The sequence below is a fragment of the Enterobacter sp. CGMCC 5087 genome, assembly GCF_003144775.1.
Taxonomy (GTDB): domain Bacteria; phylum Pseudomonadota; class Gammaproteobacteria; order Enterobacterales; family Enterobacteriaceae; genus Enterobacter; species Enterobacter cloacae_M.
Window position 1 is genome coordinate 38,463 of record NZ_QFXN01000282.1, and the last position, 15,290, is coordinate 53,752.

Genomic DNA, 15,290 nt, shown 5'->3' on the forward strand with positions numbered 1-15,290 from the left:
GGGGTAGGGTGAAGGGAAAAAAATTACGCCGTGCCGCCTACCGTCAGGTTGTCCACTTTCAGCGTCGGCTGGCCCACGCCAACCGGCAGGCTCTGACCCTCTTTACCGCAGACGCCCACGCCGTTATCCAGCTTCAGATCGTTGCCGACCATGGAGATCTGCTGCATGGCTTCAATACCGGAGCCAATCAGCGTCGCACCCTTCACCGCTTTGGTCACTTTGCCTTTCTCGATCAGATACGCTTCTGACGTGGAGAAAACAAACTTACCGGAGGTAATGTCCACCTGGCCGCCGCCAAAGTTTGGCGCAAAGATACCGTAATCAACGGATTCGATAATCTCCTGCGGCGTGGATTTGCCCGGCAGCATGTACGTGTTGGTCATGCGCGGCATCGGCAGGTGCGCGTAAGATTCACGGCGTCCGTTGCCCGTTGGCGCCACGCCCATCAGACGCGCGTTGAGTTTGTCCTGCATGTAGCCTTTCAGCACGCCGTTTTCGATCAGCACATTGTACTGCCCTGGCGTACCTTCATCGTCGATAGCCACCGAGCCGCGACGATCGCGCATGGTGCCGTCATCCACCACGGTGCACAGCTCAGAGGAGACAAGCTGCCCGATTTGACCGCTGAACACGGACGTCCCGCGACGGTTAAAGTCGCCTTCCAGCCCGTGGCCTACGGCCTCGTGCAACAGCACGCCCGGCCAGCCAGCGCCCAGCACCACCGGGAATGAGCCCGCCGGCGCCGCGACGGCATTCAGATTCACCAGCGCCATACGCACGGCTTCTTTCGCCCACACGTCGGCGCGAGCTTCACCGTCAACGTCGCCCAGGAACCAGTCATAGCCGAAACGACCGCCGCCGCCGCTTGAGCCGCGTTCGCGTTTGCCGTCGTCGTCGACCTGCACGCTGATGGAGAGACGTACCAGCGGGCGAACGTCTGCCGCCAGAGTGCCGTCCGTTGCCGCCACCAGAATCAGTTCATAGACACCGCTCAGGCTGGCTGAAACTTCCTGCACGCGTTTATCAGCAGCACGCGCCACTTTGTCCACGCGACGCAGGATATCCAGCTTCTCTTCACGGCTCATGCTCTGCAGAGGATCGATGCTGGTATAGAGCGCAGAGTGCTGCACTTCTCCCAGGGTTTTCACGCGACCATCGCCGGTATCACGCACAATGGTACGTGCGGCCTGCGCGCTCTGCTCAAGTGCAGCCAGGCTAATCTGATCGGCATAGGCAAAACCGGTTTTCTCGCCGCTAACGGCGCGGACGCCGACGCCCTGGTCGATGTTGTAAGAGCCATCTTTAATGATGCTGTCTTCTAAAACCCAGGATTCGTGATAGCTCGACTGGAAATAAAGGTCGCCGTAGTCGAGACGGCGTTCGGTCAGTTGACCAAGAATGGAGAACAGGTCCTGATGATTCAGGCCGTTCGCTGCGAGCAAATGTTCACTTACCAGGTTCAGACTCATCGTATTGCTACTCGTTCGTTGCCGCCCGTGGCGGTATAAAGATCGTATTTATTGAGAGTGAGGCAATTATCTGCCCACGTCAAATCATTGCTGTGCATCTTTGCGCGGCTGGCGCAGCACCTCGTTAATCTGCGGTTTATCTACCGGACCGGTAATGCGGTAGCGCAGAATGGAGACTTTGCTCCACAGCGGACCCAGCACTTTGCTGGCGGCAAACACCGCCGCACCGACAATCGGGTTCACCACAAAGGCCGCCGCCACGCCCACGCTCGCGGAAATTTCCGGTGCCACCACGGCTTCCATATCCAGCTCGCGTCGCACGAGGTTAACGGAGCCTTTCATGGCGATATCCGCTTCCAGGCCATCCACCAGCGTGTCGTCCGTATGCAGAACGCCGTCCTTGATCCACGCCGTGCTGCGGATGGAATCGTAGTAGAAACCTTCGCTGAAGGTATCGCTGAAATCGAAGCGCAGCTTGCGCAGCAGAGCATCAAAACTCAGCAGGCGCAGGATCTGCCCGGCGCGCCCCGTGCTCACGTCGGCAATTTCACCTTTGCCGAAGCGGGTTTTCAGAATGCCGTTCAGCGAGGCCTCATCCGGCTTCCACGGTGCGTCACGCCAGTGAAGATCGTAATCGACGTCAAATGACGAGCCGCGCAGCGGCGTGCTGATACCAAAGAAATTGGCTGCCGCATCCAGCTTGTTGCCTTTAATGTCACCCTTCAGGGACGTTCGCTGCTCGCCCGGGTTATTCACCCATTCCCCTGCGGCCGTCATGCGGCCAAAACCGGTATCAACCAGGCCACCGGAGAGCGTAAGCGTATTTGCCTGGATGGTGAAATCGCCGTCGATACGGCCATATTTCTGCCCCCACAGCCAGCACTCCGCGCAGCGCAGCTGGAGATCGGGCCAGCCGCTAAAATCGACGCGGGAGACATTACTCAGCGGCGACGTCTCTGCCGGTTTATCTTTCCCGCTCGCGGCGCTTGCCGGGTTGTAGTAGAGGTAGCGGATCGCCGCCTGCCAAGGCGCGTGATTGCGCATGGTCAGCGTGCCGTTGATCTCCCTTCCCTGGGCCTCCACCTTCGTGCCGTTAGCGCCAGGCCGCGAGACAATGCTCAGGTTGTTCCACTGCTGCCCGCCCAGCATCAGCGACGGCGTACGTACGGTAATGGCTTGCGGGAACTGGGCGGTTTCATCAACGTTTTGCCCAACGCCTTTCTGGAACAGCGCCAGCCACTCTGCGCCGTCCATCGGCGGGAGATTCAGCTCAATGCCAGCCTGCTCCGGCAGAGGCGGCGTGGAGCGGCTATCCGTTGTCCAGATGGCTTTGTCGAGGGTGAGCTTGCGGTTAAGTAGCCATCGGCTGTTGAAGTGGTTTGTCCCGCCCGCGCTTCCGGTCAGCGCGAAGCTGTTCAGGTTGCCATCGACGTTCAGCTTTACCGGCAGGGGCTGTCCGGCCTGTTTATCCAGCGGCGCAGGCAACTGGCTCTGAAGGTTTTTCAGATCGCCCGTGATGTCGACCTTATACTGGGCGCCCACGTGATAAGGCAGGTCAATTGCCACTTTCCCCTGCCAGGCGACTGCGCCCTGCACTGACGCCTCAATGGGCTTCGGCAGGACGTCCATGCGCGCTGGCTGCCAGTTACCGTCCAGATTGACGGCCACCTGATAAGCCTTTTCACCCTCGGTGGTCGTGAAGTCGATATTAACGGGCTGATTAAACCAGTTGGCCGTCAGCGGCTCGCTCTTAAGGTTTCCGTTGTCAAAGCTGAACTGCCCGCTGAGATTTTTCAGCGTGCTCTCAAGGGGTTTGATGAACAGACTGTTGTTCTTCAGGCGGACGTCACCTTTGGCTGTGGTCATCTCTCCGTCCAGCGGGATATCAAGATGTAAGCGAGCATTCACATCGCCATCAAGCTGAAGCTGCTGGAGCGTCGCCGCCAGCGAATCTTTCAGCGGCGTCTCCTCAAAGTACGGTCCCACCGCTTTGCCCGGACCGTTAATATCGGCATCAATCAGCAGCTTCTCTTTGGAGTAATCCGGGATGTTGGCCGTCAGGTTGCTGGCCGTCACGCCGCCCAGCGCCACGCTGTCGGACTTCATCCATAGCCCGTCATTGAGGAAGTTGAGCTCGATATCCAGGTCTTTCAGCGCAGGCCAGCCGGGCTGGAACGCAAAGGTCGCGTTATGCAGCGGCACCAGCACCTGGAACTGGCCTTCATTATGTTTGTACGGGAAAAGATGCGGATTACCGCCGTACACCAGCGTGGCATTGTCCGCCTGACCGCCCTGAATCGCGCCGCTGAGATAGTCCACCAGGGCTTTTCCCATCAGGTTTTCCGGGAAGTAACGCCAGGCCTGAGAGCCGTCATCGGTGCTGATCCCGGCCAGAATGCCCAGCCACGGCTCATCGCCTTCAGGCTGTATATAGCGGAAATCGCCGCGCGCGTGAACGGCTTTGGCTTTCACATCGATATGGCGGCCATCAAGCTGGAAGCCCTTGTCGTTACGGAGCCAGTTAAGCACCGCGCTGCCCTGTTCGATTTCCAGCGGCGCGCGGAAGACCGTCTCATAAGGCATTTTGGCGTCGTGCATATCTACCGTCAGCCTGCCGTTTTCCACGCTGCCTTCCAGCTTGCCGCTAAAGTGCTCCGCCCCCGGCAGCAGCTTCCACTGCTTCCAGGCGAGATCTTTCCACGTTGCCTGGAAGCGCGTTTTTTCCGTCGCCTGGAGCGGGATATCCAGCCCCAGAGCGTCGATCGTCCCGCTCGGCTGCGTTGCCAGCCAGATCTCGCCCAGGTCCGGAGAGAGCTTTGCCGCCATCGAGCGCAGGCCTTCAATGGCCGCCAAATCCAGGTTGCTGGCGCGGATGCGCAGCTCGTCGCTGCGTTTACTGGCCGTGCCGCCGACGTCCTGCTCCGGCATCCAGGCCAGCGTCAGCGCACCGCGCGGCCACGGCTTGCCGTCCATGGTGATGCGCGTATCCGGAATGGCAAACTGCCAGCCCTCTTTTTCCTGCGTCACGTGCGCGGTGAGGTTATCGACGGAAAGCTGATGCTGCTGCTTTTCGCCTTTCCAGCTGGCGCCCCCCTGCTTGAGCCAGATATCGCCGCTGGCAAATTCGCCTTTGGTCAGGGTCAGCCAGCCTTCAAGGCTGAAACGGGCAGTCTCCAGCTGCATATTTTGCTGGAGCCAGTCGCCCAGCCATGGCTTCACGTCCACATCGTCGGCCTGCAGCCAGACTTTGCCGTTGTTTAACAGGCCGTCATCGTCCCGCAGATCCATGCGCACCTGCATCACGCCGTGCTGGCCGTTCAGGCTTGAGAGATTGACCTGCCCCTCGGCGCGGTGACGTTCTTTACCGTTGAGCCAGGTCAGCTGAGGGATCGCCAGTTCGGCGCGCTGGCCGGAAAGGGTAATGAAGCTCACTTCACTGTCGCGCAGATCGAAGTGATCGAACTGACGGAGGAAAAGATCGCTGAAGCGGTTGGCTTCCAGGCCCTGACCGCTATCGCCGCCAGACAGCGGCGTATTGGTCAGGAACTGGAGTTGATAAAAGGTGAGATCGCGAAACTGCCAGCGCAGATGCAGCAGGCTTTGCCAGACGTCCAGCGCCAGGGTCACGCGTTTGATTTTCAGGTGGCCGCCATCTTTCAGGCTGGCGTTGATATCCCGGACATCAAGCGTCGGGCCAAAATTCTGCCAGTTAGCGCTTAGCTGGCTTACGTTCACCGGCACGCCGGTAGTGGATTCGATTTTAGCCAGCAGCTGCGGACGCCAGCTGTCCAGATGCGGTAATACGAGGCGTAGCCCGCTCACGAGCAACGCGACAATCACGACCAGCGTTGCCCCTGTAAGCAATAAAATCCCCGGCAATCGCCTCACGCATCTCTCCTTGTCAGCATTCGTCACGCAGCGTACTGCGTCTTACATCATCACGACGTCAAACTGCTCCTGGTTATAGAGCGGTTCAATTTGTACTTTTACCTGTTTGCCGACAAAGATTTCCACTTCCGCCAGCGCGTGTGACTCTTCGCCTTTCAGCGCTTCAGCCACCGCAGGGGAAGCATAGACCAGAAAACGATCGGAGTCGTAGGCATGATGAACACGGACGATTTCACGCATAATTTCGTAGCAGACGGTCTCAACCGTCTTTACCGTTCCGCGTCCATGGCAGGTTGGGCATTCATTACATAGCACATGCTCCACGCTCTCACGGGTACGCTTACGCGTCATTTCCACCAGCCCCAGCTGTGAGAAGCCGTTGATGCTGGTTTTCACGCGATCTTTACTCAGAGCCTGCTCAAGCGAGTGCAGCACGCGGCGACGATGGTCTTCATTACTCATATCGATAAAGTCGATGATGATAATGCCGCCCAGATTGCGCAGACGAAGCTGGCGCGCAATCGCCTGCGTGGCTTCGATGTTGGTGTTGAAGATGGTGTCATCAAGGTTGCGATGGCCGACAAACGCGCCGGTGTTGATATCGACGGTGGTCATCGCTTCGGTCTGATCGATGATCAGATAGCCGCCGGACTTCAGCTCGACCTTACGCTCCAGCGCGCGCTGGATCTCGTTTTCGACATCATAGAGATCGAAGATCGGCTGACGCCCTGAATAATGCTCCAGCAGGCCTGGCATCTCCGGGATGTACTCAGCGGTAAATTCCAGCAGCGCTTCATAGGTCAGGCGCGAGTCCACGCGAATGCGGTCGAGCTGCGCGTCAGCAAAGTCACGCAGAACGCGCTGAGCAAGCGCCAGTTCACCGTAGAGCTGGTAGCGGGTCTGGTTGCGTTTTTTACGCTCCATCACTTTTGTCCAGACGCGCTTCAGGTATGCCGCATCCGATGCCAGGTCTTCTTCGCTGATCCCTTCCGCAGCGGTACGGATGATAAACCCGCCCTGTTCATCGCAGTAGGCGCTGACCACTTTCTTCAGACGCTCGCGCTCGGTTTCGCTCTCAATACGTTGCGAAACGCCCACGTGCGACGCGCCGGGCATAAAGACCAGATAGCGGGAAGGTAAGGTGATGTCTGTGGTCAGACGGGCGCCTTTGGTACCGAGGGGATCTTTCACCACCTGCACCATCAGATCCTGCCCCTGACGCACCAGTTCAGAAATATCGCGCACGGCAAACTGCTTTTGCTCTTCGCCCGCGACGCACTCGGTGTGCGGCATGATATCGGAGGCATGTAAAAACGCCGCCTTATCCAGTCCAATATCTACAAAAGCCGCCTGCATACCCGGTAGTACACGACTGACACGACCTTTGTAGATATTGCCTACTATTCCGCGCCGCGCTTCACGCTCAATATGAATTTCCTGAAGAATGCCACCATCAATATAGGCCACACGGGTTTCCGATGGCGTTACGTTTACCAACAATTCAGCCGTCATAATTATCCCTTCCCTCACGCAGTGAGTTAAAATTGCTCAGCAACTCATACGTTTCCACCAGCGGTAAGCCGACTACGGCGTGATAGCTGCCATTAATCTTCCTGACAAAACAGCCACCCAGCCCCTGAATACCGTATGCACCTGCTTTATCCATCGGTTCACCGCTGGCAATATAAGCGGCGATGTCGTCGTCGGTAAGTACTCTGAACGTCACTTCGGTCACCACCAGGCAATCCAGCACGTGCTGGCGGTCAGCCAGCGCGACGGCCGTCATCACCTGATGCGTTTGTCCGGACATTTTGTGCAGCATGCGCGCCGCATGATCGGCGTTGCGCGGTTTCTCAAGCACTTCACCGTTCAGAATAACGATGGTATCTGCTCCCAGCACGGGAAGATCGTGTGGCACACTGGCCACGCCCGCCTGCGCTTTCTCGCGCGCCAGGCGAGACACGTACTGTTGAGCGCTTTCGCCCTCAGCACGTTTTTCTTCAATGCCGGTAACGATGCGTTCAAAAGAGACCCCTAGCTGCGTCAGGAGTTCCTGACGGCGCGGGGAGCCGGAAGCGAGATACAAAGACGTCATAGAAACCTTTTATTGCACAGCAAACTGCTGGCGAACCTTACGCATCAGCAGGAATAACCATGGCCAGAGCACACCGTTTACTACACTACTCCAGAACACTTCCGGTCGGAAAGAGACGTTGATCACTAAAAACTCTGCCCAGAAAACAACGATATCCGCAGCGAGCGACAATAACATCACCACCAGGGCCTGTTGCCAGAGCGCAAGGTTACGAAAGAGCTGGAATTTGAGTGCGACGAGGTACGCAATAATGCTCATGGACAAGGCGCGCACGCCAAGCGTAGAGCCGCTAATGAGATCCAGTATGGCACCCATCACGAAACCTGTGCCGACATTTACGCGATGCGGCAGGGCAAGGATCCAGTAGAGCAAAATGAGCAATACCCAGTTTGGCCGGAAAACGAGAATGTCATCCGGCCAAGGCATCACTTGCAGCAACAGTGCAATGAGAAACGAGAGCCAGATGACCCAGCGTCCCTGGCTACGATAGCTTGCCACTACTGCCCTCCCGAAGAGAGTTTAGGCGGTGGCGGCGCATCCGGCAGCGGCTGCGTTAACCCGGTTGCCGGCGCCGGAACTGGCGCAGGCGGCCCCATGGAATCCGCAGGCGGGAGAACCTGCGGCATCATCTGCATCAGGCGCTCGTTCGCCACGCGATGCACCTCTTCAGGCGTCATCGGATTAGCACCGTTACGATCGGCACCCCACAGCAGCAGCAGATAGCGCAGACGCTGCAAACCGGCGGTTGGGCGGGCCTGAATCACGGTATAGGCACGCTGGGTATCCAGCTTGACCGAAGAGACCACCGCAACCGGATAGCCTTCAGGGAAGCGTCCACCCAGGCCGGACGTGACCAGCACGTCGCCCACGCGAATATCCGTGTTAGCCGGGAGGTGTTCCAGCTGCAGATCGTCCGTACAGCCGTTACCGGCCGCAATCACGCGGATGTCGTTACGCAGGACCTGGATCGGCAGCGCATGCGTGGCATCGCAAATCAGCAGCACGCGGCTGGTCAGTTTGGCCACGGCAACAACCTGGCCCACAACGCCTTTATCGCTGATAACAGGCTGACCTTCATACACCCCATTCACGCTCCCTTTGTCGATCACAACCTGATCGCTGTAGGGGTCGTTCACGGTGGAGATCACCTGCGTGACCATTTTCTGCTCATCCTGACGCAGCGGCGAGCCGAGCAGTTCACGCAGACGCGCGTTCTCCTGCTTGTATTGCCCCAGCATCAGCAGTTCGCTATTTTTCAGCAGCAGTTCCTGACGTAATGCCCGGTTTTCAAGTTCGAGTTGGTCGCGCGAAGACAGCGTTTGAGAAACGGAGTCGAGCAGTTCACGGGGACCATTTGAAACAAAGTAGAAAGGACTGACGGCGGTATCCATGTACGTTCTGATCTGGCTGAACGTACCGAGGCGGCTATCGGCAATAATGACCCCAAGCGCAACCAGAACCGCCAGAATAAGGCGAAACTGTAGCGATGGGCCACGGCTAAAAATTGGCTTCATAGGCTATGCGTATTCTCGCGTCAGAGAGAAAGGGTAGCAAATTGCTACCCTCTCAAACTCGACTACTCTTCGCTGAACAAATCGCCGCCGTGCATGTCGATCATTTCCAGCGCCTTGCCACCACCACGGGCGACGCAAGTCAGTGGATCTTCTGCAACTACGACAGGAATACCTGTCTCTTCCATTAACAGGCGGTCGAGGTTACGCAGCAGCGCACCACCACCGGTCAGAACCATACCGCGCTCGGAGATATCGGACGCCAGCTCTGGTGGGCACTGTTCCAGCGCAACCATTACCGCGCTCACGATGCCCGTCAGTGGTTCCTGCAGAGCTTCCAGAATTTCGTTGGAGTTCAGGGTGAAACCGCGTGGAACACCTTCAGCCAGGTTACGGCCACGCACTTCGATCTCACGCACTTCATCGCCCGGATACGCAGAGCCGATTTCGTGTTTGATACGCTCTGCGGTGGCTTCACCGATCAGAGAGCCGTAGTTACGGCGCACATAATTAATGATGGCTTCATCGAAGCGGTCACCACCGATACGTACGGAAGAGGAGTACACCACGCCGTTCAGAGAGATAACGGCCACTTCAGTGGTACCACCACCGATATCCACCACCATAGAACCGGTAGCTTCGGAAACAGGCAGGCCCGCACCGATGGCCGCAGCCATTGGCTCTTCAATCAGGAACACTTCACGTGCACCTGCACCCTGGGCAGATTCACGGATTGCGCGACGCTCTACCTGGGTTGCGCCAACCGGCACACACACCAGAACACGCGGGCTTGGACGCATGAAGCTGTTGCTGTGAACCTGCTTGATGAAGTGCTGAAGCATTTTTTCAGTCACGAAGAAGTCGGCGATAACGCCGTCTTTCATTGGGCGAATGGCGGCGATGTTGCCAGGGGTACGACCCAGCATCTGCTTCGCGTCATGACCCACTGCAGCCACGCTTTTCGGCGAGCCTGCACGATCCTGACGAATGGCCACAACGGAAGGCTCATTCAATACGATGCCTTGTCCTTTTACATAAATAAGGGTATTCGCGGTACCCAGGTCAATGGACAGGTCATTGGAAAACATGCCACGAAATTTTTTCAACATACTAAGGGATAATCCTGAAAGCTGGGGCGGAAAACAAAATCCGCTTACTTTACCAACCACACGCAGCAGCGACAAGGCGCAAAAATCATCTGCAACGGTGAAAATTTGTGCAGTACGTTTCCTGATGTTACAAAATCATCCCCTGACTCCCTCAGGGCTGAGTAAACAGTAGCGTTCCCCACTGACGTTTGTAACCCGTTACAGGTCGTTCACTGGCTTTTTGCTCGACATACTCAAAGCTACAGGCGCGATATTCTACGTGAAAACAGCGTAAACGGCAGGTCAAACAGAGTATCTTTGCAAATATTTTTTCACGTTGGTGTCAAGCGGTTGAGAGGCAGCAAAAAAATCCCCCTGACCGCCCATCACGCCGCGCGCTGTTAACATCTGCCATTCGCTTCTGGAGCGCACGCCCGTGGCAAATACTTGTGTTCGCGTACCCTTGCACGCTTCTACCAGACTCTGTACCAGCAGCTGGTTTTCCGTACGCTTCTCAATATTCCTTACCAGCCCAGGATGTAGCTTTAATAACTCCACATCCAGTTCCTTGATCCAGTTGGTGCTGACCAGCGTTAAACCTGCCTGCGTCACAGCGATACGTGCACCGAGCGCATTGATCAAACGTACCACCGGACGTAACCGGCTGATGTGTTGACCTACATCGGCCTCAGCAAGTTCAAAAATAATGTGTTTACGCTGCGATTTTTCGCATTGCATTAGCGTATCACGTAGCCAGCGCTGAAAACGTGGGCGTATTAACGACTCCACGGTGACCTGTAACGCCAGGTTTTCTTCAGGCCAGAAGGATAAAAACGGAATCAGTCGGGTAATTTGCTGGCGGTCATACTCTTCAGACAGGCCAAATTGCAGCACCATCGGCAGATATTCAGCAGAGATGACCTCTTCTGTACCGTCAAAAATACGACACATCAGTTCCCGGTGATGAACGTTGCCGTTTTTCATGACCGCGGGTTTTTGATAAATACGTGGACCGCCGCGGCTGAGCATTTGCTCAATCAGCGTGCGCCAGCGCACGTTGCCGCGCCCTTTTTCCGGCAGCGAGTCATCGTAAACCGCCCATCCGTTGGCCCCCTGCAACACGGCGTTGCGGGTAGCGGCTTCCGCATGTTCCATCACCTGCTCTGTGGATTGTCCGCCACGCCAGGCGCAGATCCCCATGTGGACCATATCGTCCCTGTCGAGCATTTTGCTCTGCGGCAGCGCATCTACTGCCTTCAGCAGCTGGCTGGCGATGCTTTCGGATTCCTTCAGCGTACGATGAGGCAACAGCACGGCAAAGTCGCTGCGGTGATAGCGGGCCAGCAGCGCGCCCGGGTAGCGCATAATAAAGGTGGAGAGCAGGTTGATCAGCGTAAAGAGATTTTCTTCCGCAGCCCGCTGTCCCCAGGTATCGCGCAGGAGATCGAAATCGGGCAGGCGAATCATCATCACCACCCCGTGTGTCCCCACTTTTTCTGAATCGTCGAGCAGCGTGGCGAGCTGATTATCAAAGAAAAGACGGTTGTTAAGGCCAGTTTTATTATCCTGCGCCGCATAAGAGCGAATCAGCGTATCCATTCGGCTGCGCTGGTCGCTGGCAAACTGGATTTCCGAGAGCAGCGTATCCAGCGCGCTGCTGGCGCGTGACGGCCACTCGTGAACGGAGCCACGCACCTGCGGGCCGCGTTCACCGTTCAGGATCCGCACGGAGCGCATCTCCAGCAGCTCCTGGCCGGAGAGCTGGCGGCGCAGCCAGCGGACCGCGAGAAAGATCAGCAGGACGATAAACGCAACGGCGACGGTGAGCGGCGCGGTGGTCATCATGGAACGAAAATAGCTGGCCATCGGATCGAGATAGACCATGCGTATGGTCATCCCCGGATTTTTGAGGGAATGCACCGTCACTTCCCGATACTGGCTCACCACGCCCGCAGGCCGATAGCTCCCCGGCCGTTCATGGCTTAAAACACGATGCTTTCCCTGCTGAATGTCGATCTGAACAATGTCAACAGGTACCATCAACTCATCAAGCTCACTGGTGAGCGCCGGTAGCGGCGTCGTTAGCAGACGCGTATCAATTACCGACGCGACAGACTGTACCCGGTTGACCAGTTTGTCCTGAATGGCGTTGTAAAAGCTCAGAGAGCAGCCCAGAAGGGTGACAAAAATGGTAAGCCCCGTCAGCAAGGTGATAAAAGCTGAGAACTTCGTCGTTAATCGCATCCTTGAGATTACTCCGTGGGTTGATGGGGGTAGCGAGTAAGCGCTAACTTGCATTTCAAATGCGGCATACTACCAAATCGGGTGTATCTGGCAATTTATTGCGTTAAATCGGCACCGCGTTTCCCTGAGCGAGTATAGTCTTCAGAAATTATTTTCCAATCATATGAGTCGAGAGGACCCCTTATGCAGGCTTTGATCTTAGAACAGCAGGACGGCAAAACGCTTGCCTCAGTGCAGCCGGTAGAAGAGAGCCGCCTGCCGGAAGGCGAAGTAACCGTCGACATCGACTGGTCCAGTTTAAATTATAAAGATGCGCTGGCTATTACCGGTAAGGGTAAAATCATCCGAAATTTCCCTATGGTGCCTGGTATTGATTTCGCGGGCCGGGTTCATACCAGCGAGGATCCGCGCTTCCATCCGGGCCAGCAGGTGCTGCTCACCGGCTGGGGTGTGGGTGAAAATCACTGGGGCGGGCTGGCCACGCAGGCGCGCGTGAAGGGCGACTGGCTGGTGCAGATGCCGAAAGGCATGGATGGCCGCAAGGCGATGATCGTCGGCACGGCAGGCTTTACCGCCATGCTGTGCGTGATGGCGCTGGAAGATGCGGGTATCCGCCCTGAGTCGGGTGACATTGTCGTCACCGGCGCCAGCGGCGGCGTGGGCAGCACGGCAGTCACGCTGCTCCACAAGCTGGGCTATCAGGTCGCTGCGGTTTCCGGCCGTGAAAGCACCCATGACTATCTGCGCCAGCTCGGTGCCAGCCGCATTCTCAGCCGCGACGAATTTGCCGAAACCCGTCCGCTGGAAAAACAGGTTTGGGCAGGGGCGGTGGATACCGTCGGCGATAAGGTGCTGGCAAAAGTCCTGGCGCAGATGAACTACGGCGGATGCGTGGCAGCCTGCGGTCTGGCCGGCGGATTTGCCCTGCCAACCACCGTGATGCCATTTATTCTGCGTAACGTACGCCTGCAGGGTGTGGATTCCGTGATGACCCCTGTGGCCCGTCGTCATGAAGCCTGGGAACGGCTGGTGCGCGATCTGCCGGAATCTTTCTATACCCAGAGCGCAACGGAGATAACCCTCAGCCAGGCGCCGGAATACGCCAGTAAGATCATGGACAACCAGTTCCACGGCCGCGCTCTGGTGAAAATCGCCTAATCTTCAAATTTTCGTGACATATTCGCGCGAATCCCTCTCCTCCGTCATGCTTAGAAAAACGCATGACGGAGGATGCCATGAAAAACCGAAAACTGACGGAAGCCGACGTAACGTCTGAGTCTGTCTTTATGTTACAGCGCCGCCAGATCCTGAAAATGCTTGGCATCAGCGCCACAGCCCTGACGCTCTCTCCGGCGGCACACGCCGACCTGCTCGACTGGTTTAAAGGCAACGATCGGCCAAAGGCCCCATCCGGCGCCCCGCTCACCTTTACGAAACCAGCCGAATGGCAAAACAAGCTGACGCTCACGCCGGAAGATAAAGTTACCGGCTACAACAACTTCTACGAATTTGGTCTCGATAAGGCCGATCCTGCCGCCAACGCGGGGAGCCTCAAAACCGATCCGTGGACGCTGAAAATTGATGGCGAAGTGGCAAAACCCCTGACGCTGGACCATCACGATCTCACCACCCGTTTCCCGCTCGAAGAGCGTATCTACCGCATGCGCTGCGTGGAAGCCTGGTCGATGGTGGTGCCCTGGATCGGCTTCCCGCTGCATAAGCTGCTGGCGATGGTTGAACCCACCAGCAATGCGAAATATGTCGCTTTCCAGACGCGCTATGCGCCGGACGAGATGCCCGGGCAGAAAGATCGGTTTATCGGCGGCGGGCTTGAGTATCCGTATGTGGAGGGGCTACGTCTTGACGAAGCGATGCACCCCCTCACCCTGCTGACCGTTGGCGTTTATGGCAAAGCGCTTCCGCCGCAGAACGGCGCCCCCATCCGTTTAACCGTACCGTGGAAATATGGCTTCAAAGGGATTAAATCTATCGTCAGCATTAAGCTTACCCGCGAACGTCCGCCAACCACCTGGAATCTGGCGGCCCCGGACGAATACGGTTTCTTCGCCAACGTGAACCCGCACGTGGATCATCCGCGCTGGTCGCAGGCAACCGAGCGGTTTATTGGTTCCGGCGGTGCGCTGGACGTAAAGCGCCAGCCGACGCTGCTGTTTAACGGCTATGCGGATGAAGTGGCTTCGCTTTACCGTGGTCTCAACTTACGGGAGAACTTCTGAGTGCGTTTAACGGCAAAACAGATTACCTGGCTGAAAGTGCTACTGCACCTGGCCGGGCTGCTTCCTTTTATATGGCTGTTCTGGGCCGCCAGCCAGGGGCTCTTTAGCGCAGACCCGGCAAAGGATATCCAGCATTTTACCGGTCGGATGGCTCTGAAATTTTTGCTGGCCACCTTGCTCGTCTCGCCGCTGGCGCGCTACGCTAAACAGCCCTTATTGATACGCACCCGTCGGCTATTAGGGCTATGGTGTTTTGCCTGGGCGACGCTGCACCTCACCAGCTACGCCCTGCTGGAACTGGGAATTAACAATCTGGCGCTGCTTGGCCGCGAACTGGTGACTCGTCCTTATCTGACGCTGGGTATCGTGAGCTGGGTGGTTTTACTGGCGTTAGCGCTGACATCCACGCAATATGCGCAGCGAAAACTGGGCAGGCGCTGGCAGCTGTTGCACAACTTCGTCTATCTTGTCGCGATCCTCGCTCCGATTCATTACCTGTGGTCGGTGAAGATCCTCTCGCCGCAGCCAATCCTGTATGCACTGGCGGCCGTGGCGCTTTTAGCATGGCGTTACAAGAAGTTCCGCCAGTGGTTGCGATAGTTCGCGAAACTGTGCGTTTTCCCGCAGATTACCCGTCAACCGCAAATCTTTTTCGGATAGCGGTTGATAATCTTCCCTGATAAGACCAGTATTTAGCTGCTAAATGCTACGAAATCGTTATAATGTGCGACCTTGGTTCGCCTGACAGCGGTTTTAAG

At 57.0% G+C, this 15,290-nt stretch carries 11 protein-coding genes; 3 read left to right on the plus strand and 8 right to left on the minus strand.

Translation table 11 applies throughout. From position 1 onward, the window contains the following. Positions 1-23: 23 nt before the first annotated feature. From tldD to csrD, 8 genes are all read right to left on the minus strand, one after another. Positions 24-1,469 (minus strand): metalloprotease TldD, encoded by a 1,446-nt coding sequence (gene tldD / locus DEO48_RS24220; protein ID WP_109846514.1) that lies wholly within the window; start codon positions 1,467-1,469, stop codon positions 24-26. Positions 1,470-1,553: 84 nt separating this feature from the next. Further along, positions 1,554-5,357 carry an AsmA2 domain-containing protein YhdP gene (gene yhdP / locus DEO48_RS24225; protein WP_109846515.1) on the minus strand — a complete coding sequence of 1,268 codons (3,804 nt, stop codon included), beginning with the start codon at positions 5,355-5,357 and terminating at the stop codon, positions 1,554-1,556. 42 nt (positions 5,358-5,399) lie between these two features. Next, positions 5,400-6,869 carry a ribonuclease G gene (gene rng / locus DEO48_RS24230; protein WP_010436156.1) on the minus strand — a complete coding sequence of 490 codons (1,470 nt, stop codon included), beginning with the start codon at positions 6,867-6,869 and terminating at the stop codon, positions 5,400-5,402. Further along, positions 6,859-7,452 carry a nucleoside triphosphate pyrophosphatase gene (locus tag DEO48_RS24235; RefSeq protein ID WP_109846516.1) on the minus strand — a complete coding sequence of 198 codons (594 nt, stop codon included), beginning with the start codon at positions 7,450-7,452 and terminating at the stop codon, positions 6,859-6,861. The genes rng and DEO48_RS24235 overlap by 11 nt, the downstream gene beginning before the upstream one ends. A 9-nt stretch (positions 7,453-7,461) precedes the next feature. Then, complete coding sequence (mreD, locus tag DEO48_RS24240; RefSeq protein ID WP_023309399.1) at positions 7,462-7,950, minus strand: rod shape-determining protein MreD; 489 nt, start codon at positions 7,948-7,950, stop codon at positions 7,462-7,464. After that, positions 7,950-8,966, minus strand: coding sequence for a rod shape-determining protein MreC (gene mreC / locus DEO48_RS24245; protein ID WP_023309400.1), 1,017 nt, complete (start codon positions 8,964-8,966; stop codon positions 7,950-7,952). The genes mreD and mreC overlap by 1 nt, the downstream gene beginning before the upstream one ends. A gap of 62 nt (positions 8,967-9,028) precedes the next feature. Next, positions 9,029-10,072, minus strand: a complete 1,044-nt coding sequence (mreB, locus tag DEO48_RS24250; protein ID WP_000913396.1) for a rod shape-determining protein MreB — start codon at positions 10,070-10,072, stop codon at positions 9,029-9,031. Between the two features lie 282 nt (positions 10,073-10,354). Further along, complete coding sequence (csrD, locus tag DEO48_RS24260; RefSeq protein ID WP_109846517.1) at positions 10,355-12,295, minus strand: RNase E specificity factor CsrD; 1,941 nt, start codon at positions 12,293-12,295, stop codon at positions 10,355-10,357. 183 nt (positions 12,296-12,478) lie between these two features. Here csrD and DEO48_RS24265 point away from each other — a divergent pair, with 183 nt between their 5' ends. The 3 genes from DEO48_RS24265 (at position 12,479) to msrQ (ending at position 15,132) form a co-directional block, all read left to right on the plus strand. After that, positions 12,479-13,453 (plus strand): MDR family oxidoreductase, encoded by a 975-nt coding sequence (locus DEO48_RS24265; RefSeq protein WP_109846518.1) that lies wholly within the window; start codon positions 12,479-12,481, stop codon positions 13,451-13,453. Between the two features lie 77 nt (positions 13,454-13,530). Continuing rightward, entirely contained in the window at positions 13,531-14,532 is a 1,002-nt protein-coding gene (gene msrP, locus DEO48_RS24270; RefSeq protein ID WP_029741739.1) for a protein-methionine-sulfoxide reductase catalytic subunit MsrP, read from the plus strand. Then, positions 14,533-15,132, plus strand: coding sequence for a protein-methionine-sulfoxide reductase heme-binding subunit MsrQ (msrQ, locus tag DEO48_RS24275; protein WP_032659655.1), 600 nt, complete (start codon positions 14,533-14,535; stop codon positions 15,130-15,132). Positions 15,133-15,290 lie beyond the last annotated feature (158 nt).

What these genes read in the sequence shown, in the direction of transcription:
- msrP (WP_029741739.1), top strand. Translation starts at nt 13,531, where the DNA reads ATGAAAAACCGAAAACTGACGGAAGCCGACGTAACGTCTGAGTCTGTC.
- rng (WP_010436156.1), bottom strand. Translation starts at nt 6,869, where the DNA reads ATGACGGCTGAATTGTTGGTAAACGTAACGCCATCGGAAACCCGTGTG.
- tldD (WP_109846514.1), bottom strand. Translation starts at nt 1,469, where the DNA reads ATGAGTCTGAACCTGGTAAGTGAACATTTGCTCGCAGCGAACGGCCTG.
- csrD (WP_109846517.1), bottom strand. Translation starts at nt 12,295, where the DNA reads ATGCGATTAACGACGAAGTTCTCAGCTTTTATCACCTTGCTGACGGGG.
- mreC (WP_023309400.1), bottom strand. Translation starts at nt 8,966, where the DNA reads ATGAAGCCAATTTTTAGCCGTGGCCCATCGCTACAGTTTCGCCTTATT.
- DEO48_RS24235 (WP_109846516.1), bottom strand. Translation starts at nt 7,452, where the DNA reads ATGACGTCTTTGTATCTCGCTTCCGGCTCCCCGCGCCGTCAGGAACTC.
- DEO48_RS24265 (WP_109846518.1), top strand. Translation starts at nt 12,479, where the DNA reads ATGCAGGCTTTGATCTTAGAACAGCAGGACGGCAAAACGCTTGCCTCA.
- mreB (WP_000913396.1), bottom strand. Translation starts at nt 10,072, where the DNA reads ATGTTGAAAAAATTTCGTGGCATGTTTTCCAATGACCTGTCCATTGAC.